The sequence below is a fragment of the Nitratireductor pacificus pht-3B genome (genome assembly GCF_000300335.1).
Classification (GTDB): domain Bacteria; phylum Pseudomonadota; class Alphaproteobacteria; order Rhizobiales; family Rhizobiaceae; genus Nitratireductor; species Nitratireductor pacificus.
Window position 1 is genome coordinate 228,593 of the sequence record NZ_AMRM01000003.1, and the last position, 19,539, is coordinate 248,131.

General features: G+C 67.5%; 19 protein-coding genes and 1 riboswitch. Of the genes, 11 read left to right on the plus strand and 8 right to left on the minus strand.

What is annotated here, in order from left to right; genetic code table 11:
* Positions 1 to 72: 72 nt before the first annotated feature.
* The 4 genes from NA2_RS04145 to NA2_RS04160 all read right to left on the minus strand — a co-directional run bounded on the left by NA2_RS04145 (position 73) and on the right by NA2_RS04160 (position 4,236).
* Positions 73 to 507, minus strand: coding sequence for a 6,7-dimethyl-8-ribityllumazine synthase (locus NA2_RS04145; RefSeq protein ID WP_008594503.1), 435 nt, complete (start codon positions 505 to 507; stop codon positions 73 to 75).
* A gap of 88 nt (positions 508 to 595) precedes the next feature.
* A riboswitch (FMN riboswitch) is annotated at positions 596 to 820 on the minus strand.
* A gap of 94 nt (positions 821 to 914) precedes the next feature.
* On the minus strand, positions 915 to 2,018 hold the full coding sequence (locus NA2_RS04150) for a DUF1513 domain-containing protein (RefSeq protein ID WP_008594505.1): 1,104 nt from the start codon (positions 2,016 to 2,018) through the stop codon (positions 915 to 917).
* On the minus strand, positions 1,999 to 3,039 hold the full coding sequence (locus NA2_RS04155) for an imelysin family protein (RefSeq protein ID WP_244423581.1): 1,041 nt from the start codon (positions 3,037 to 3,039) through the stop codon (positions 1,999 to 2,001). The genes NA2_RS04150 and NA2_RS04155 overlap by 20 nt, the downstream gene beginning before the upstream one ends.
* Before the next feature lie 375 nt (positions 3,040 to 3,414).
* Complete coding sequence (locus tag NA2_RS04160; RefSeq protein WP_008594511.1) at positions 3,415 to 4,236, minus strand: M55 family metallopeptidase; 822 nt, start codon at positions 4,234 to 4,236, stop codon at positions 3,415 to 3,417.
* A gap of 305 nt (positions 4,237 to 4,541) precedes the next feature.
* Between NA2_RS04160 and NA2_RS04165 the strand changes: the two genes are divergently transcribed.
* Entirely contained in the window at positions 4,542 to 5,732 is a 1,191-nt protein-coding gene (locus NA2_RS04165) for an MFS transporter (protein ID WP_008594512.1), read from the plus strand.
* Positions 5,733 to 5,789: 57 nt separating this feature from the next.
* Positions 5,790 to 6,353, plus strand: a complete 564-nt coding sequence (locus NA2_RS04170) for a cysteine hydrolase family protein (protein WP_008594514.1) — start codon at positions 5,790 to 5,792, stop codon at positions 6,351 to 6,353.
* Between the two features lie 231 nt (positions 6,354 to 6,584).
* Here NA2_RS04170 and NA2_RS04175 read toward each other — a convergent pair whose 3' ends face one another.
* The 3 genes from NA2_RS04175 to NA2_RS04185 form a co-directional block, all read right to left on the minus strand.
* Positions 6,585 to 6,917 carry a hypothetical protein gene (locus NA2_RS04175; protein ID WP_008594517.1) on the minus strand — a complete coding sequence of 111 codons (333 nt, stop codon included), beginning with the start codon at positions 6,915 to 6,917 and terminating at the stop codon, positions 6,585 to 6,587.
* Between the two features lie 113 nt (positions 6,918 to 7,030).
* Complete coding sequence (locus tag NA2_RS04180; RefSeq protein ID WP_008594520.1) at positions 7,031 to 8,269, minus strand: RNA polymerase sigma factor; 1,239 nt, start codon at positions 8,267 to 8,269, stop codon at positions 7,031 to 7,033.
* A 7-nt stretch (positions 8,270 to 8,276) separates the two neighbouring features.
* Positions 8,277 to 8,642, minus strand: a complete 366-nt coding sequence (locus NA2_RS04185; protein WP_008594522.1) for a YciI family protein — start codon at positions 8,640 to 8,642, stop codon at positions 8,277 to 8,279.
* A gap of 269 nt (positions 8,643 to 8,911) precedes the next feature.
* On the opposite strand from NA2_RS04185, the gene NA2_RS04190 reads away from it, so the two are divergent.
* From NA2_RS04190 to NA2_RS04210, 5 genes are all read left to right on the plus strand, one after another.
* Positions 8,912 to 9,754: a MurR/RpiR family transcriptional regulator gene (locus NA2_RS04190; protein ID WP_008594525.1), complete on the plus strand. Its 843-nt coding sequence runs from the start codon at positions 8,912 to 8,914 to the stop codon at positions 9,752 to 9,754.
* Between the two features lie 135 nt (positions 9,755 to 9,889).
* Positions 9,890 to 11,008, plus strand: a complete 1,119-nt coding sequence (locus tag NA2_RS04195; RefSeq protein ID WP_008594526.1) for an ABC transporter substrate-binding protein — start codon at positions 9,890 to 9,892, stop codon at positions 11,006 to 11,008.
* 62 nt (positions 11,009 to 11,070) lie between these two features.
* On the plus strand, positions 11,071 to 12,816 hold the full coding sequence (locus tag NA2_RS04200; RefSeq protein ID WP_008594529.1) for an ABC transporter permease: 1,746 nt from the start codon (positions 11,071 to 11,073) through the stop codon (positions 12,814 to 12,816).
* A gap of 11 nt (positions 12,817 to 12,827) precedes the next feature.
* Positions 12,828 to 13,892, plus strand: coding sequence for an ABC transporter ATP-binding protein (locus tag NA2_RS04205; RefSeq protein WP_008594531.1), 1,065 nt, complete (start codon positions 12,828 to 12,830; stop codon positions 13,890 to 13,892).
* Positions 13,889 to 14,494 (plus strand): histidine phosphatase family protein, encoded by a 606-nt coding sequence (locus NA2_RS04210; RefSeq protein ID WP_008594534.1) that lies wholly within the window; start codon positions 13,889 to 13,891, stop codon positions 14,492 to 14,494. The genes NA2_RS04205 and NA2_RS04210 overlap by 4 nt, the downstream gene beginning before the upstream one ends.
* A 10-nt stretch (positions 14,495 to 14,504) precedes the next feature.
* On the opposite strand, the gene NA2_RS04215 is transcribed toward NA2_RS04210, so the two are convergent.
* On the minus strand, positions 14,505 to 15,689 hold the full coding sequence (locus tag NA2_RS04215; protein WP_157188127.1) for a hypothetical protein: 1,185 nt from the start codon (positions 15,687 to 15,689) through the stop codon (positions 14,505 to 14,507).
* A gap of 556 nt (positions 15,690 to 16,245) precedes the next feature.
* On the opposite strand from NA2_RS04215, the gene NA2_RS04220 reads away from it, so the two are divergent.
* The 4 genes from NA2_RS04220 to NA2_RS04235 form a co-directional block, all read left to right on the plus strand.
* A complete protein-coding gene (locus NA2_RS04220) occupies positions 16,246 to 16,884 on the plus strand; it encodes a TetR/AcrR family transcriptional regulator (protein ID WP_008594537.1) in 639 nt (212 codons plus the stop codon).
* 25 nt (positions 16,885 to 16,909) lie between these two features.
* Positions 16,910 to 18,070 (plus strand): isovaleryl-CoA dehydrogenase, encoded by a 1,161-nt coding sequence (locus NA2_RS04225; RefSeq protein ID WP_008594539.1) that lies wholly within the window; start codon positions 16,910 to 16,912, stop codon positions 18,068 to 18,070.
* Between the two features lie 55 nt (positions 18,071 to 18,125).
* On the plus strand, positions 18,126 to 18,851 hold the full coding sequence (locus NA2_RS04230; RefSeq protein WP_008594541.1) for a flavodoxin family protein: 726 nt from the start codon (positions 18,126 to 18,128) through the stop codon (positions 18,849 to 18,851).
* A gap of 26 nt (positions 18,852 to 18,877) precedes the next feature.
* Positions 18,878 to 19,539 (plus strand): carboxyl transferase domain-containing protein (locus NA2_RS04235; RefSeq protein WP_008594542.1); only part of this gene is annotated, 662 nt, incomplete at its 3' end.

The window sequence follows — 19,539 nt, forward strand, 5'->3', positions numbered from 1 at the left end:
TAACCTTTTGTCCTTGCTGGTTTTCAGAGCGCCGGGACCGAATCCCGGCGCAAACTTCTTTCCACCGCGGTTTCAGGCCGCCAGCGCGGCGCGCGTCCGGCCGATCATCAGCGCGGCCCTGGCCGCCTCGCGGCCCTTCTCCACGAAATGCTCGCGATAGATGCGCGTGTGATGCTCGGTCTCCTGATAGTGATGCGGGGTGAGCGACACCGACAACACCGGCACGCCCGTATCCATCCCCGCCCGCATCAGCCCGTCGACGACGGCCTGCGCCACGAAATCGTGACGGTAGATGCCGCCATCGACCACGAAGGCGGCGGCGGCGACGCAGGCATAGCGGCCCGAGGCCGCGAGATCGCGTGCCAGAAGCGGCATCTCGAAGGCGCCGGGAACGTCGAACACATCGACCTGGTCGGCCGGAATCAGGGTGCAGAATCCCTCCAGCGCGCGGTCGACGATATCGGCATGCCAGTTGGCCTTGATGAAGGCATAGCGGGTGTGTGTCATCGTGATCTCCTTTCGCAACGGACACGTCACCCAAGGCGATCACGGACAGCGTTCCGCGCGGCCCGGAGCCGGGGCGCGGAAAACAGCTGCACGTTCTCTCTCATCCGGACTGTGACCGTCGGCCCAGGCATCGCACCTGGTCTGCTGACCCTTCCCGGTTATCGGCCGGCGCATCGGACCGAGATCCGTCGCTGGTCTGGACCATCCATTGTGCCTCCGAATGGAGGCACGGTGATCCGGGAAGGCGCTCGCGGGCTCGCGGCTCGTGCCGCATACCGCCGGTGGGGACTTTCACCCCGCCCTGAGAACGGGCAGAACATAGGAAGATCGGCGCGTCACGGCAAGCGGGAAGCGCTCCCTGTCCGGGAGAAAATCCGTCCCGCGCCGTTGCGGCCATGCGGCGCGCTTTATACCCGCCGCAGGTGATTGTCCCAGGCGGGTGCATCCGCAGCCTCGCGGCGCAGGCTTTCCGTCGCGCCGTCCGGGCCGGTGCGGACGATCGCGCCGCGGCCGCTGGTTTCGATCAGCTGGCGCGGTCCCAGCGGCGCCAGCCCGCAGCCGTCCTTCAGCACGCGTTCGCCGAGGCATTTTCCCGTCGCGGCATCCCAGAAGACGGCGATGCCGCCGCGCGGCGACGAGGTGGCGACGATCTCGCCGGAAAGATCCGTCGAAACCGAGCCGACATAGTTGTCGAGTGCCTTCAGCGTCGCCTCGGGTCCGGTGAAGAGCTCGATCGCATGTCCCCGCCTGTGGCGGCCGACGAGCGGCGGCGTCGCACTGTCCTCGCCCTGATACTGCGCGCCGAACCAGACATGCCCCTGCCCGTCGAGCACCATGTGGCGAATGGAGAGCTGGTGCAGTTCCGGCGCCAGCTCCGCCTCCTCCAGCAGATCGCCCGTCTCGCAGTCGACATAGGCGAGGTTCGGCTTCATGGTGGCCAGATTGAGCTTGACCCGCTCGTAGTCGGGATGGGTCAGGATGCCGCCATTGGCAATGCACAGCGTCCTGCCGTCACGCATCAGCACCAGCTCGTGCGGCCCGATGCCGCCCGTTGCGAACTCGCCGACGCGGCGGAAGCCGTCGGTGGCATCGTAAAGCCCGGTCACGCCCCGTTCGCCGGCAAAATCATTCTCGGTCGCCAGCAGGAGGCGCCCGTCCGGCGTGAACACACCGTGTCCGTAGAAATGCCGGTCCGGCGGCGGGGCGAACGCCACGGGATCCTCCCCGCCGTCGATCGCGAAGCCGACCGCGAAGCGGCCGGGCGAGCGGGCGAAGGCGACCGCCCTGCGGCGGGGAGCGTCGATGGCGAAGGAATGGCCGCGCGCCTCGAGCGGCAGGACCAGCCGGTCGCGGCCGGCGGCATCGATCACCGCCGCCTCGAAACCGCCGGCGCGCAGGCGCGCGCCGAGGAACAGCGCCTCGTCGGCGGCGCGGGCCGCTTCGGCCGGCAGAAGGAGGGCGGCCCCGCCGAGAGCGAGGAATGTGCGGCGGTCAATCTCCGTCGAGCGCATTGAATCCCATCACCAGACCGAGCGCACCGGCCAGCTGTCCGTTCAGCGTATGTTTCGCCCCTTCCAGCGCCACCGTCGCATAGGTGATCCGCGCGCGCCACTGCGCCTCCTCGAAGGCGTGCTCCGGTGCAAGGGGCACCGCTTCCAGCGCCGCGCGGGCATGGCCGATGTCGAAAAGCATGCTGCGGCCGTAGCCGTTGACGGTCTCGTCAGGCCCCTCGACAAATCCGGCTTCGCGCACCAGGTCCTCCACGGCGGAGAGCTGGGCAGCGACAAGGCCGAAGGTCCATTCGCTGCGCCAGAACGGCGCGCGCCGGCCGTGCGCCTGGCCGTTGGCCCTGCCGAGCGCCGGCAGGAGCTCCGCGTTGCGGGTGAACTCCAGCGCCGTGCCGGCGGCCTTGACGATCTCGCCCGCGACTTCCTCGGCGGAGCGGTAGGGGTTCATGTCCGGACCCGGCGCGGTGAAGGAGACGTGGAAATCGCCGCCTTCGCTCCATAATTCCGCGATCTCCCCGGCAATGCCCGCCACATTGTCGGCTATGGCCGCGCCATAGGCGCAGCGCCGCGTGCCGCCCTGCCCGTTGCCGCCCTCCCCGTTGCCGAGCGTCTCCGCGCCCGTGCCGAACAGCACATATTCGAGCGCCGGCAGACCCTGCAGGGCAACGCTTCGCTCAGCCAGAGAGGCGGCGGAAACCGGTTCCTCGGAGGCCAGAAAGCCCTGGACCTGGCGCAGCGTCACGCCCCGCACATCGGGCCAGAAATAGATCCGCTCGAAACGGTTCTCCGCCGTCAGCGGACCGAAGCGCAGCACCGAGACCCGGCCCCAGGCGGTCACGGTCTTCCTGAAATCGACCTGCGCCGCGGCAAGCTCCGTCGGCGCGGGATTGCCGCACAGGACGCGCATCGCCCCGGCCAGTCGTCCGCTCGTACGCGCAAAATCGGCCAGCGCCGGCGTCACGAAGCCGTCGGCGACACGTGCGCCGATGTCCCGGCCGACGGCTCCTTCACCATCCTGGGCCACGCATGGCGCAACCGAGAGGCAAAGAGCGGCAATGCAAAGGGAAAAGCGCGCGGGCATCGGGCGGTCTCCAGACTTTCATGCTTGGAAGCGCTGGCTGTCGCGCGCGGCCTGGGTCAGAATCAGGTCCGCGCGAGGGCTGGCTGGCACCCGGAAGGCACCTTGCCCTGCCTTACTCCCCGTAACGGCGTGCGGCAAGGGCGGGCAGGTCCGGGTGCCGGGAAATCAGGATCGCATCCCGGCCGTCTCGGACCATCGCCTGACCGCCCGGCAACGCTTCGCACGGTCGACGGCGCCGCCCAATGTTGCTCAACGATGCCGCTGGCGCCCGCCTGCCGGGCGTGTCGAGTCTGCCGGCTTCCGGCAATCCGCGAACCGTCACCCCAGGGCGGATGCCATCAGCGAAAAGCCGGACAGGACGCCGATCGCCTCCGCATGGCTGCCGGCGGCAAAGCGCACCTCGAGCGCTCCCGTCCGCTCCACAAAGGGCATCAGCACGGCGGCATCGGCCTGATTCTGGCGGCAGAAACCGACCGTTACGGTCAGCGGCGGCTTGCAGGGCGACTGCACCGGCGCCTGCTTCGCGGCCTTCACAGCCTTGGCGACACTCTCCTCGATTGCGGTGCGCGCTTCCTGAGGCGACAGGCTTTCGGACGAGCCGGCGCCGATCGCCCGCTTGACCTCGACGAAGCGGGCGGCGGGAAACTGCTCGGCGATCTCGGCGCCCAGCCGGTCGTCGCCGCTGACAGCAAGCAGCGGCACGCCCAATTCCGCCGCGTGGCCGCCGAACAGGGTCGGCTCGCCGGCCCTAACGCCGTTCACCTCGATGCGCCGGAAGGCCAGCCCGCTGATCGTGTGCGCCAGGACGCCGATGTTGTCGGCCGCCGCGTGATAGCCGATCAGCACGACGCCGGCATGCTCCTTGCGCAGGCCCTCGATCATAGACAGGGGCCGCAGCCGGCCGGAGACCAGCCGGGCACGCGGATCGAGATCGGCGGCGATCATGTTGCGCATCTGGCCGTGCGAATCGGCCACGGTGACCGCCGTCGCCCCGCCGGCGAAGGCGCCGCGAATGGCGGCATTGGCCTCCTCCGTCATCAGGCGGCGGGCGACCTCATATTCCGGATTGCCGCGCTGACCCTGCAGCGCCTCGCAGACGCCCGCGACACCTTCGATGTCGACCGAAATGAAAATATGCATGCTCGCCCCTCTGGAATCGTGTGCGGCGCATTCCATCCCAGTTGCGGAGAAACTTCCAGCCCCGTCACGCGCTCAGTGACGTCCCGGCTTGAAAAGTCTGCGGCTCCGTGGCATTTCGATGCTGCCGATTGCGTGGGCAAGCCGCCCGGAACGCCGGCCCCCTCCCCTCTCTCTTCCGCCCGCATCGCGCCCTGCGCCTCCTGCCGCATGCCGCCTGCGCAGGCCCTCGGGCCAATCCCCTTCCGGAAATGCACCGCCAGCGCGCCTTGCAGGCCGCTTCCCTCAGATGCAAATCGAGGTTTCCCATGCCCTCGCGGTTCCTGTTGTCCGTCCTTTCGCTCGCCGTCTTCCTCGTCGGCGCCACCGAGTTCATGGTCGCGCCGCTTCTGTCGCCGATCGCCGCATCCTTCGCGGCGACGCCGACGGACGCCACCTGGCTGATCTCGGGCTATGCGCTCGCCTATGCCCTCGGCGCGCCGCTGGTCGGCCTTGTCGCGCATCGCATCGACCGACGCGCGCTTCTCGTGACCGCACTCCTGCTGCTGGCCGCCGACGGCCTTGCGGTGACGCTGGCGCCCTCCCTTGCCGTCGCCATCGTGCTGCGCGTCCTCGGCGGGCTGGCCGCGGCGGCGCTCGTCCCGACCGTCTTCACGCTGATCGCCGATCTGTTCGCCCGGGACCGGCATGCGCAAGCGATGGGCCTTGCCATGCTCGGCATGACCGCCGGCATTGCCGGAGGCCCGGCGATGGCCGGCATCCTGGCGGAGAGCTGCGGCTGGCGCGCGCCCTTTCTCGCCAGTGTCGCCGGCTGCCTGATGCTCGCCCCACTCGTCGTCCGGCTCGTGCCGGGAGGAGGGAGCGCCTCGATACAGACCGCCGAACGGCTCCGCTTCCGGGTTGCGGGCGCAACGCTCCGCCTGTTCATCGCCAAGGCGCTCTGGAACGGCACCGCCGTTGCCGGCTTCGCGCTGAGCGCGGAGTTCCTGCGCGGCCGGTACGGAACGGACACTGCCGAGACGGGGCTTGCGGTGACCGTTTTCGGTCTCGGGCTGGCGCTCGGCAATCTGGCGATGGGGCCGGCGCGCCGCCTTCTCGGCACGGACGCCGCCGTGCTGACGTTCGCCGTGTTCGTCCTCGCGGCGGCGATCGGCGCGTTCTTCCTGGTTCCCCTGCAGCTGCCGGCAGCGCTTGCGGCACTCACCGTCTGGGGCGCGGCGCTGGGCCTCGCCGCTCCCGCCAGCACGGCGCTGCTCGCGGAGCGGGCCGGCGTGGCGAAGGCATTCTGGCTGGCAGGCTCGGAAAGCGCCAACAACATCGTGCTGTTCGCGATGCTGCCGCTCGCCGCGGGTGCGGCAACCGGCTTCGTTCTCGGCGCGGGCATGACGCTCAGCCTCGCGCTTCTGTTGGCGGACCGCCGGCTCCAGCGACGGAATCGCAAAGCAGCTTCGCAACGCCGGAAAAACGATACCGGTCGCCGAACCGATACTGTAGGGTGACGTCCCGGCCGGTCAGGCCACCGCTCCCCGTTCAAATCCCGATCCGAGGCAATCCGCATGAATCTCGATGGCGCCGTCCTTCTCCTGGTCGACTATCAGCAGGCTTTCGACCATGCGCCCTGGCCGCGCCGCTGGAACGGCGACGTGGACCGCAACGGCAAGACGCTTCTTGCGGCATGGCGCGCGGCGGGCCGGCCCGTCATCCATGTCAGGCACGATTCGGTCGAGCCCGGCTCGACGCTGCGCCCCGGCCAGCCCGGCAATGCGCTGCGCCCCGGTTTCGAGCCGCTGGCCGGCGAGGAGCTGGTCTCCAAGAGCGTCAACTCGGCCTTCATCGGCACGGATCTCGACCTGCGCCTGCGCCGGCTCGGCGCAAAGCAGGTGGTCGCGTGCGGCATCTCGACGGACATGTGCGTGTCGACCACCATCCGCACCGGCGCCAATATGGGCTGGCCGATGACGCTTGTGGCCGATGCCTGCGACTGCTTCGACCTGCCGGACGGCAAGGGCGGCACCGTGCCGGCCGAGGCCGTCCAGGCTGCGCATGTGGCGACGCTGGGCTTCGACTTCTGCACCGTCACGGACACGCAGGCCCTGGTGGCCGCGCTCGAAGGCAACTGAGCCGGCGAAGCGGAAAGCCGCGACGGATAGATGCGTCCGCGTGCCAGTACGCGAGGGGAACCTTACCGGATGGACGACGTTTGCCCTCCATGCGGAACCGCCCGTGTCAACCGGGCGTGACGGTAAGGAATACAGGATGGATTTTCCCGGTTTCCCCACCTGGCATCGGCGCATCGGCAGACGCGCTCCTGTCCCGTCCGGGCGGTTCCGTACGGGGTCTTTCGGCCCGTCTCAGTTCGACGGGAACAGGGTGATCAGCGCCACCGCGACGATCGCGAGGCCAAGACCGACGCCCTGAAGCCCCGACACCTTCTCCCCGAACATCACCAGCGCGACGAAATTGATCGCGACGAGCTGGACCACCGCCGACAGGCTGATGGCGACGCCGAGGCCCATCTCGCGGATCAGCCGCAGCATGATCAGATTGCCGAGCGTGTAGAGGATCAGCGTCAGCGCCAGCCAGCGCCAGTTCGGCTGCAGCAGGCTCCAGGTTTTCGCCGCGCTCGCCGCGCCGACGAAAGTGGCCGTCGAGACCGACAGGAGCAGAAGCGAGAATGCGCTCATTCGGGTGTTCCGGGAAAAATTTCGCGCCGCGAGCATGATCACAGACCGGGGCGTTTGTCATTGGGGTTCGGGGGCGCGCGAAGCGTTTTCCACGCATCGGTGCGGCCCCGCCCTCACTGATCTTCCAGCGCCGAAAGCCGCCGCTCCAGAAATCGGCGCTCGGCATCCTGGCGCACCAGGGCCAGGGCCTTGCGGTAGGCGGTGCGCGCTTCCACCGTCCGCCCCAGCCGGCGCAGGAAGTCGGCGCGCGCTGCGTGCGACAGGTGATAGGCCTCGAGGCCGCCGCCGGCGGCCACGGCGTCGACCGCGGCAAGCCCCGCCTGCGGCCCGTCGCGCATGCCGATGGCGGCGGCGCGGTTGAGCGCGGCCACCGGCGAAGGATCGACGCGCAGCAGGACGTCGTAGAGCGAGACGATCGCCTGCCAGTCGGTCCCGGCGAAATCCGGCGCCTCGGCATGCATCGCGGCGATCGCCGCCTGGAGCGTGTAGGGGCCGACGCCGCGGCGGGCGAAGGCGGAGCCGATCATTTCGCCGGCCTCCGCGATCATCGCCCGGTTCCACAGCGTGCGGTCCTGCGCCTCCAGAAGCACCAGATCGCCCGCCGCGTCGGTGCGCGAGGGCCGCCGCGCCTCGTTGATCAGCATCAGCGCCAGCAGCCCGCGCGCCTCCGCCTCCCCGGTCAGCTCGGCCACCAGCCGCGCCAGCCGGATCGCCTCGGCGCACAGGTCGGCGCGGGTGAGCGCCGGTCCCCCGGTCGCCGCATAGCCTTCCGAAAACACCAGGTAGATCACGCGCAGCACGCTTTCCAGCCGCTCGACCAGATCGGCCCGGCCCGGCACCTCGTAGGGAATGGCCTCGTCGCGGATCCTCGCCTTGGCGCGGACGATGCGCTGGGCGATGGTCGGCGGCGTCGCGAAATAGGCGCGCGCGATCTCCTCGGTCGTCAGTCCGCCCACCTCGCGCAGCGTCAGCGCGATGCGCTGGTCGGGCGGCAGCGCCGGATGGCAGCAGGTGAAGATCAGCCGCAATTCGTCGTCGGCGATGGCCTCCGGCATTGCCGGCTCGTCGAACGGCTCCGCCAGCGCCAGAAGATCCGGCAGGGCCGCCGCATGACGGGTTTCGCGGCGCCAGCGGTCGATGGTCCGGAAGCGGCCGGCCGACACCAGCCACGCATAGGGATTCTGCGGCACGCCCTCGCGCGGCCAGCGCTGCGCCGCGGCGGCGAAGGCCTCGTGCAGGGCCTCCTCCGCCGCGTCGAACCCGCCGAGCAGGCGGATCAGCGTCGCCAGGACACGACGCTTCTCCGTCCGGTAGGCCGCCTCGAGCGCCCGTTCGGCTTCCGTCACAGCCATGACGCGCTCAGAACTGCGGCGGCGGGGTGCTGAAGTCGACGACCGGCCGCACCTCGATGGCGCCGATCTTCGCCAGCGGATGCCCGCCGGCGACGCGCACCGCCTCGTTCAGGTCGGCTGCCTCGATGACGATGATGCCGCCCAGCATGTCGCGGGTTTCCATGAACGGCCCGTCGACCGCCGACATCTTGCCGTCGCGCACGGTCAGCGTCATCGAGCCTTCCGGCAGTTCGAGCGCCTCGGCGGCGACGAAATGCCCGCTCTCCTTCAGCGTCTCGTCATAGCCTTCGCATTGCTCCAGTGCGGCCTGGGCTTCCGGCGAGCCGCCGAACAGTTTCCTGGGATCGTAATAGATGAGACAGGCATAGCGCATGACAAACCTCCATGTTTAAGCGCCGGTAACGCCCATAGTCGTCCGGCGCAGGCGGCTTTCGACAAGGGTAGACGATTTTTTTTGGTCGCGTGAACAACAGGGCTCCGGATGCGGTGACCGGCCCCGTGAATGACGGAGTTTCGCGGCGCGGCGGTCCGGGCGACACCCGGCGGCTTCCTTCTCCCGGCAGCAAAAGCCTGCAAACTTGCATTGATAATAATTCTTGCAAATTAACTTGCAGAACGATACAGACCATTACTGGAGGTCCCATGTCGATACTCGAACGCGTTCAGTCCGTCGCCGAAAATCTCACCCGTGCGGAGCATCTGCTGGTTCGGGAGATCATCGCCAAGCCGCGCGACGTGGCGCTCGGCACGGCGTCGAGCCTGGCACAGCGCATCGGCGTGCATGAAGCGACGGCCTCGCGCCTTGCCAAGAAGCTGGGCTTCCAGAGCTATGCCGGGTTTCGCGACGCCATCCGCGACGAGTTCATTGTCAAGGCCGACCCAGCGGTCCGCGTGCGCAACACGCTTCAGGCGGCGGAGGGCGGAGACCTGTTCGCCGAGCTGATCGCCCGCGAGATCGAGGCGCTGGGAGCGCTGCCGCGCTATCTGGATTCCAGCCGCATCGAGGACGCCGCGAGGGTGATGCTCGCAGCGCGGCGCATCTTCGTCTTCGCGCGCGGCAACGCCGTCACCCTGTCGGTGCTTCTGCAGAAGCGGCTCCTGCGCATGGGCTTCGACGTGGAGATCCTTTCCGGCGACGGGCGCGACCTGGCGGAACAGGTCCTGCGCCTCGGCGCGGACGACCTGCTGCTCGCCTTCGCCTTCCGCCGCCAACCGCGCCACTATGCGGCGCTGATCGACCGGGCGCACAAGGTCGGGGCACGCTCCATCGCCATATCCGGCTCGCTCGGCCCGGCGCTTGCGCCGGCGCCCGGCCTTCTGCTTTCGGCCCCCCGTTCGGGTTCCAACGACAGCTTTCAGACGCTGACCGTTCCCATGGCCATCACCAATGCCCTGGTTCTCACTCTGGCGCAGATGAACCAGGTCTCGACGCTCGACCGCCTCGAAACGCTCGGCGAGCTGATCAGCGAGTTCGAATCCCGCTAGCCGCGGTCCGGGAGGAACCGCCGAATATTTTTTGCGCCTGAATGATGCAAGATAATCTGCAAGTCCTGATCATCTTGCAAAACAGAATGCACACGAAGCCGGCAGCACCGGCAACCCCATCGGAGGAGACAGGAAATGATCAGACACCTATTCGCGACAACCGTTTCGGCCGGCCTGTTGCTTGCGCCCGCACTGGCGCAGGACCTCGACGCCATGACGGCAGAGGAATTGCTGCCGCTGGCGCTCAAGGAAGGCACGGTCACCGTCTATTCCTTCACCAGCCGCATCGCGCGCGTTGAAAAGGCGTTCGAGGAGAAATATCCCGGCATCGACCTCGTCGGCTACGACGCCAACTCGACGGAGCAGATCGCGCGCCTGAAGGCGGAATCGACCGCCGGCATCGCCTCGGCGGATGTCGTCTATATCTCCGACGCGCCGGTCGTGCTTCCCGAACTGCTCGAGACCGGCCTCATCGAGGCATATGTGCCGCCCCGGGTGGCCGACCGCCTGCCCGAGGAATTCAAGTCGCCGCTTCTTGCGCAGCGGCTTTCGACGAAGGTCCTGATGTACAATGAGGAAGCCAATCCTGACGGCGCGCCGGTGGACACCCTGTGGGATCTCACCCGCGAGGAATGGAAGGGGCGCGTGGTGATGGTCGATCCGTTGCAGCGCGGTGACTATCTCGACCTGATGGTCGAGTTCGTGCTGCGCTCGGACGAGATGGCGAAGGCCTATGAGACCGAGTTCGGCAAGCCCATCGAACTTGCCGCCGGCGTCGAGAACGCAGGCGCGCAGTTCATCACCGACCTGTTCGCCAACGACGTTGTCCTCGTCTCGTCGACCGACGACGTCAACAGCGCCGTCGGCGCGCTCGGCCAGACGAACCCGCCCATCGGCTTCACCTCCTATTCCGACCGCCGGGACAATGAGGAGGAAGGCTGGGCGCTCCAGGTGGCGAACGATGTCGCCCCGTCGAACGGCATCCTCTTCCCGGCCCTGCTGGCGCTGGCTTCCAAGGCGGAGCATCCCGCCGCGGCGCGCCTCGTCATCGACTTCCTGATGGGCGACGACAGCGACACGGGCGGCGCCGGCTTCGCGCCGTTCTACGTGGCGGGCGACTACGCGACCCGCACCGACATCGCCAGCCATCCCGACGCCGTCCCGCTCGCCGAATTCAAGGCCTGGCGGGTCGACCCGGCGGCGACCGCGAAGATCCGCAAGGAGATCGCGGACATGATCCTGGTCCTGCAATAATCGCCATCCTGTAAAATCTCTGGCGGCGGCTGCCGCCAGAGCCAATCCGACGAGACCAAGTGATGGCAAATTTCGCATCCATCGCCAGCCATGCGCGCTACGCGCTGCCGCAGGGGCTGCCGCTCAAGATCGCGGTGCTGGCGGTGATCGGCATCCTGATCGCCGCGCCGCTCGCGCGCATCCTTTTCGACACGCTGGCGCCAGAAACCATCTCCGCCTGGAGGGACGTGGTCGTCAGCCCCCTGTCGCGCAACCTGCTCTGGGTGCCGCTTTCCAACACGCTGATCCTCGGCGTGGTCGTCGCCGGCGGCTGCGTGCTGATCGGAGGCTTTCTCGCCTGGCTGGTGGTGATGACCGACGTGCCGTTCCGCCGCACCATCGGGCTTCTGGCCACCCTGCCCTTCATGATCCCGAGTTTTGCCACGGCGCTCGCCTGGACCTCCCTGTTCCGCAACAGCCGCATGGGCGGCCAGACCGGCTATCTCGAAGGGCTCGGCCTTTCGATCCCCGACTGGCTGAGTTGGGGCATGACCCCGACCCTGATCGTGCTGACGGCGCATTACTACGCCCTCGCCTTCACCGTGATCGCCGCGGCGCTCGCCACCGTCAATTCCGACCTCGTCGAGGCGGCGCAGATGGCGGGGGCGAAGCGCGGCCGGATCTTCATGGGCATCATCCTGCCGGTCGCGCTGCCGGCCATCGTCGCCGGGGCGTCGCTCACCTTCGCCGGCGCCGTCTCGAACTTCGCCGCCCCCGCCCTGCTCGGGCTGCCGGTGCGCATGCAGACCATGGCGACCCGCCTGTTCGGCATGATCGAGATCGGTCAGACGGCGCGCGGCTATGTCATCGCCATCCTGCTGATCGTCGTTTCGGCGGTCTTCCTGTGGTTCGGCAACAGGGTCATCTCGGGCCGGCGCTCCTATGCGACGATCACTGGCAAGGGCGGCCGCGCCAAGCGGTTCGAGCTGGGCGCCGCGCGCTATCCGCTGTTCGCTCTCGCAGGCACGATCTGCTTCCTGACGACGGTCGTGCCGGTCGTGGTGCTGATCGCCTCCTCCCTCGCCCCCAGTTCCTCGGCGCTCTTTTCCAACTGGACGCTGCACTACTGGACAGGCCTTTCCACGCCGTCGATCGCCCAGGGACAGGCGGGCGTGCTGCACAATCCGTTCATCGTCTCGGCGACCACCACCACCGTCGCGCTCGGCGTCGTCGTCGCCATCGTCGGCTCGGTCCTCGGCCTGATGATCGCTTTCACGCTGGCGCGGCACCGCAGCGGCTTTCTTTCAGGCGCCATCAACCAGCTCGCCTTCCTGCCGCTCCTGGTGCCCGGCATCGCCTTCGGCGCGGCCTATATCGCGCTGTTCGGCGCACCGGTCGGGCCGTTTCCTGCGCTCTACGGCACCTTCACCCTGCTGGTGATCGCCGGCACGGCCTATCTGGTGCCGTTCTCGGTGCAGACCGGCAGGGCGGTCATCCAGCAGGTGTCGGGCAATCTCGACGAGAGCGCGCGGCTGACCGGCGCCGGGTTCCTGCGGCGCATGATTGCGATCACGATCCCGCTGGCGAGCCGCGGGCTGGCCGCCGGCAGCCTGATCATCTTCGTCAAGATCATGCGCGACCTGTCGCTGGTCGTCCTCCTGTTCACGCCCACCACGCCGGTGCTGTCCGTGCTCGCCTATCGCTACGCGTCGGAGGGTTTCGCCCAGTTCGCCAACGCGATCACCGTCGTCATCCTCGTCATTTCCATTGCCGCCACGCTGCTTGCCAACCGCCTGCAGGCCAAGTCGCAGCCCTGGCTCAAGAACTAGGCCCACGCTCCATGATCACGATTTCCAACCTCACCAAGTCGTTCGGCACGTTCGACGCCGTCAAATCGGTCAGTCTTTCGGTGCCGAAAGGCGCGTTCCTCGTGCTGGTCGGGCCTTCCGGCTGCGGCAAGTCGACAATCCTGCGCATGCTCGCGGGCCTTGAGAAGCCGACCGGCGGCACCATCGCCTTCAACGACAAGACCGTCTCGGACGGCGAGCGGGGCTGGACCATCGAGCCGTCCCAGCGGGATGCCGGCCTGGTGTTCCAGTCCTATGCGCTGTGGCCGCACATGACCGTGTCGGGCAATGTCGAATGGCCGCTCAAGGTGGCGCGGATGCCCTCGGCGGAGCGGAAGGCCCGCGTTCACGAGGTGCTGACGCTCCTTGACATCGAGACGCTCGGAGCGCGCTACCCGAGCGAGATCTCGGGCGGCCAGCAGCAGCGCGTGGCAATCGCCCGCATGATCGCGCCGAAGCCCGGCATCCTCCTGTTCGACGAGCCGCTTTCCAACCTCGACGCCAAGCTGCGCATCGAGATGCGGACCGAGCTTCTGCGCGTCCATCGGGCGACGGGAGCGACCTCGGTCTATGTCACCCACGACCAGGTGGAGGCGATGACCATGGCCTCGCATGTGGCCGTCCTCAAGGACGGCAGGATCGAGCAGTTCGGCGCGCCCGGGGATCTGGTGGCCGCGCCCCGGACGGCGTTCGTGGCGACCTTCGTCGGCACCCCGCCGGCCAACCTCATTGTCGTCGAACCGGCGGGCGACGGCCGGATCGCCTTTGCCGGCGAGGTCCTGCCGGCGGGTTTTGCGCTCGACCGGCCGGCGCAGGCGATGTTCCGGCCCGAAAACCTCGGCGTCTCGGACAGGCCGGGCGCGCGCACGATCGCCCTGGAGTTCGCCGAGGCCAGCCCCGTCGCGGGCCGCGTCATGATCACCGGCACCCGGGGCGACCTGCGCCTTACCGCCGTCGTCAACGACGCGCCGAAATTCGCGCCCGGCGACAGCGTCCATTTCGCCATTCCCGAAACGCCGGCGGCGCTCTACGCCCCCGGCGGGGAGTTGCTGGCATGAAGCGGGTGATGCTCGTCCGGCATGGACAGTCGGAATGGAATGCCGAGCGGCGGCTGCAGGGGCAGGCCGACATCGCGCTTTCGGGGCTCGGCCGCGAACAGGCGGTGGCGCTGCGCCCGGTCGTGGCTGCCCTCGATCCGGACCTCACAATCTCGTCCGACCTCAGGCGCGCCCACGACACCGCCCGCCTCGTCGGCATCGCCGACCCGGTCTGCGACGCGGCGCTGCGCGAGATCGATGTCGGCGACTGGACGGGCCGGCCGATCGCGTCGATCCGCGAGACGGAGCCGGACGCCTATCAGGGCTGGCGCGCCGGGACGCACACACCGCCGAGCGGTGAATGCTGGGCCGACTTCGTCGCGCGCACCAGCGGCAGCGTGCTCAACGCCCTGCGCTCCAGCCAGCGCCTGCTGGTGGTCTGCCATGGCGGTGTGATCCGGGCGCTGCTCGAAAGCCTGATCGACCTGCCGCCGAAGCGGATCATCCCCGTCGGACCCGCCAGCCTGACCATTCTGGCCGAACGGCCGGCAGGCTCCGGCACGATGCGGCTCGAACTGTTCAACTATTCCCCCCTCGGCCCGGTGCTCGACGCGCCGGATTAGGCGCGCCCGATCAAACGACAATCACGTCGGAACACCTCACCTGCCCTTCCACGGTCCCATAGATCTCGGGCTCCAGAGGTGCGATTATCGCTTTCTGCAGCCAGAGATTGCGCGCGTGGAACACTGCCAGGTCGGCGGTCTTCCGGTCCACCGGCGGCACATCCTCCCTCGGTTTCAGCAGCAGGCTTTGCGGATGGATGGCGAGATAAGTCTCCAGTCGGAAAATACTGTCATCGGAAAGCGCCAATTGCCTGTGCTCAGCCCTGCTGGTGGAGCCGAGATCATGAATCTCGACAGGAATGGAGACACCGTCGAGCTTCACGCGAAAGACACGGGAGAAGGGCGATTCACGATTGATTCGAGGAAAAGCGACCGTAACAGATGGATCGTCGATGAACCTGTACATGCCATACGCTCCGTCGGTCCCCTCACTTCGATACCTGTCGAATGGACTGCCGAGTATCTGCGCAAGGGTAGCCTGGCGAACGAAAGCAGCGCATGTATCGTGGAACTCGACCAGCTCGGGCGCCGGCTCCCGCCAGCCCCAATGGAGCTTTCCAGCCACCGGGATGCCATGCCGGCCGCGACGCGCCTGTTCCTGCTGCTGCACCGCCACGCTACGCTGAAGGAATTCATCCAGTGCCGGCGCAATGAGATCGGCAAGCCGTTCCAGGTCGGCCTCATCGAGGCCAACTATCGCGTGCCTCCACGCATCGGCGAAGTTCATTCGCTCGACGGTGACATGCGAGACAAGTCCCGCCGGCCTCGGCAATCCCGGAAGGAGCTGTCGCGAGCCGGGTGCTTCAAGCTTCTCAAGCCGATGCGTGACGCAGAGATTGATCCGGCAGCGGTGCCCGACGGTAATCCCTCCATGGAAGATGAACAGCCCATCGCGCGCAAGCTCTCCCGCGCGAAACGCATAATCCTCCGCCTGTCCGAGCCTCAGCCTAAATCGTTCATCCTGCGAAGACCACGTCTTGCCGGTCCAGAAAAAGCCGTCGTACTCTCGCTCGTTCACAATGAGGGGCGTCGATCGGAACTCCTCGAGCCGGGCCCGGATGCTCTCGCTGGTGCAATCTTCCTGCATTAAAGCCTGTTCCACTTCCTCTGATTGACGTTCGCGCCGATCGACACCGGCGGAAGACGCCGTCGGCCATTCGGCGGCAATATGCCTAGTTTTTCCCGAAAGCAGCAACTTTAACGTGCACGCGATAAGACATGTATTCGGCCGCCATGTCGAGTGCGCGCAAGTTCAACCCAGCTTCCGGGGCCGCACCGGAGGCTTGCTCGCCCCCTTGCAGAACCGGACCCCGGAAATGCTCGATACGTTGAGAATGGAAGCATTTTTTGCTCTGCCGGCGGTGTGTGCTTTCCGTGCGCCTCGCGCATGATCGCTGCGGCAGCCGGCGCGAAGGCATTCAGCGTCATCCGACGCAGGGCGGCCACCATACCGAGGATGGATCGGGAGCGCCGGTTCGAGGCGATGCCAGAAACCCTGGCCGAACCGGTCGAGCGGGACCGAAGCGCACGCATGATCGACCGTACCGTTCTCCGGGCACGTCACTGCGATCGGTATGGGAAGGGAGGCAACGTCCACTTCCACCTCCACTTCCAGCCCCCCACATCCCGACTTCCCGACTTCCCGACCTCCCCCACCTCCCCCACCTCCCCGACACGAAGCCCCGCGCCTCCAGACCACCCCTTGAATTAATTGAACGTTCGTTTTATTAACATCGCCCAGGAGGCTCGGCATGGCGCGCACCACGGGTTCGGACGGCGAAAGGACGGAAGCGGCGATCCGCGAGGCGGCGGTGGCGCTCATCGCGCGGCTCGGCTTCGAGGCCATGTCCATGCGCCAGCTCGCGGCGGAAGTCGGCGTGCAGCCGGCGGCCCTCTACCGCTACTTCCCCACCAAGGAAGAGCTGCTCTACGCGCTGATGTGCACCCATATGGACGGTTTGATTGCTTCCTGGGGGGAAGCCCGGCCCGCCGAAGGCTCCGACAACGGGAGCCCGGCGGGCCAACTGGCCGCCTTCGTCGAGAACCACATCCGTTTCCATCTGGCGCGCCGCGCCTCGACGCATGTCAACAATCTGGAGCTGCGCAGCCTGTCGGACGCGCGGCTGGCGCATGTGCTGGCCCTGCGCACCGCCTATGAGGGCGAATTACGCGCCATTCTGCGCGCCGGCGCCGCCACCGGCGACTTCGCCGTCGCAGACGTGACGCTGACCGCCATGGCCATCATCCAGATGATCACCGGCGTCATCGTCTGGTTCCGGCCGGACGAGCGCCTTTCCGAAGACCAGGTGGCCGCTACCTATCACACCATGACCATGCGCCTCGTCGGTTATGCGGGGCCGACGCCCGGCAGCGGGCGCGCCGGCGACTGAGGCGGGAAAGAAGAAGGAGGAGACCATGTATACGGGATCGATGAATTTCGGGCTCGGCGAGGACATCGACGCGCTGCGCGACATGGTGCACCGCTTCGCCCGGGAGCGGATCGCCCCGCAGGCCGCCGAGATCGACGCCAGCAACGAGTTCCCCGCCCCGCTCTGGCAGGAAATGGGCGCGCTCGGCCTGCTCGGCATGACGGTCGATCCTGAATTCGGCGGCTCCGGCCTCGGCTATCTGGCGCATGTGGTGGCGATGGAGGAGATTTCGCGCGCCTCCGCCTCCGTCGGCCTCTCCTACGGCGCCCATTCCAATCTCTGCGTCAACCAGATCCGCCGCTGGGGCAATCCTGAGCAGAAGCAGAAATACCTGCCGGCGCTGTGCTCCGGCGAGACGGTCGGAGCGCTCGCCATGTCGGAGACGGGCGCCGGGTCCGACGTCGTCTCGATGAAGCTCCGCGCCGACAAGAAGAACGACCGCTACGTGCTGAACGGCTCGAAGATGTGGATCACCAACGGGCCGGACGCCGGCACGCTGGTCGTCTATGCCAAGACCGACCCCGATGCCGGCCCGCGCGGCATCACCGCCTTCATCGTCGAGCGCGGCATGGCCGGCTTTTCCGTAGCGCAGAAGCTCGACAAGCTCGGCATGCGCGGCTCCAACACCGGCGAACTGGTGTTCGAGGACGTCGAGGTGCCGTTCGAGAACGTGCTCGGCGAAGAGGGCAAGGGCGTCGCCATCCTGATGTCCGGCCTCGACTATGAGCGCGTGGTGCTGGCCGGCGGCCCGGTCGGCATCATGGCCGCCTGCATGGATGTGGCCGTGCCCTATGTCGGCGAGCGCCGGCAGTTCGGCCAGCCGGTCGGCGCCTTCCAGCTCGTCCAGGGCAAGCTCGCCGACATGTACACGACGATGAATGCCTGCCGCGCCTATGTCTACGCCGTGGCGGCCGCCTGCGACCGCGGCGAGACGACCCGCAAGGACGCGGCCGGCTGCATCCTCTACGCCGCCGAGAAGGCCACCCAGACGGCGCTCGACGCGATCCAGCTCCTCGGCGGCAACGGCTATGTCAACGAGTTCCCGGCCGGCCGCCTGCTGCGCGACGCCAAGCTCTACGAGATCGGCGCCGGCACCAGCGAGATCCGCCGCTGGCTGATCGGCAGGGAGATGATGGGGGAGGACTGAGAACGATATCGTTTCCGGTGCGTTGACCTCGTCTCAGCCCACAAGGAGAGAAGCCATGCCGCTCAACGATCTCCAGAAGCGCCTCGTCGCCGACAACGCGACCGATTTCACCGGCCTCAACGCCTTGTTCGTCAACACCACGCTGAAGCCGGGCAACGGGGCTCCCTCCCACACGCAGGACCTTGTTGACGACTCCATCGCCATCATGAAGGGTTGCGGGATCGAGACCCTGTGCCTGCGGGCCGCCGATTTCCGGATCGCCTTCGGTGTTTCACCCGACATGCGCGAGGAAGGGGCGGAGATCGACGATTGGCCGGAAAAAATCTGGCCAAAAGTGCGCGAAGCCGACATTCTGGTCATCGGCTCGCCGATCTGGCTGGGCGAGGAAAGTTCCATCTGCCGGGTCATCATCGAACGGCTCTACGCCCACTCGGGCCAACGGAACGAAAAGGGCCAGTACGTCTATTACGGCAAGGTGGGAGGCACGATCATCACCGGCAATGAGGATGGCATCAAGCACGTTGCCAAGACCGTTCTCTATTCCCTCCAGCACATCGGCTACGCCATCCCGCCGCAGGCCGATTGCGGCTGGATCGGGGAAGCCGGGCCGGGTCCATCCTATGGCGACGAGACGGAAGACGGCCGCCGCGCCGGCTACGACAGCGTGTTCACGCGCCGGAATCTCACCTTCATGACCTTTAACCTGATGCACATGGCCCGCATGCTGCGCCAATCGGGCGGCTTGCCAGACTATGGGAATCAAACCACCGAGTGGGATTGAACCTCCCACACGCCGCAGGAGATCGCATGACCGTCCTTCAATCCCAGCTTTCAACATCGTCCGAAACCTTCCGGGCCAACGCCGCCCGCATGAGCGGGCTGGTGGCGGAGATGGCCGAGAAGGCCGCGCTCATCGCCCGCGGCGGGCCGGACGAGGCGCGCGAGCGGCATGTGGCGCGCGGCAAGCTCCTGCCCCGCGAGCGGCTGGCGCAGGTACTCGATGTCGGCGCGCCGTTCCTCGAGATCGGCCAGTTCGCCGCCCACGACATGTATGGCGGCGACATCGCCTCGGCCGGCATGATCGCCGGCGTCGGGCGCATCGAGGGGCGCGAATGCGTCGTGGTCGTCAACGACGCAACGGTCAAGGGTGGCACCTACTACCCGCTGACGGTGAAGAAGCATCTGCGGGCGCAGGAGATCGCGCTCGAAAACAACCTGCCCTGCGTCTATCTGGTGGATTCGGGCGGCGCCAACCTGCCCAACCAGGACGAAGTGTTCCCGGACCGCGAGCATTTCGGCCGCATCTTCTACAACCAGGCCAACATGTCGGCGAAGGGCATTCCGCAGATCGCCTGCGTCATGGGATCGTGCACCGCGGGCGGCGCCTATGTGCCTGCGATGAGCGACGAGACCATCATGGTCAGGGGCCAGGCGACCATCTTCCTCGGCGGCCCGCCGCTGGTGAAGGC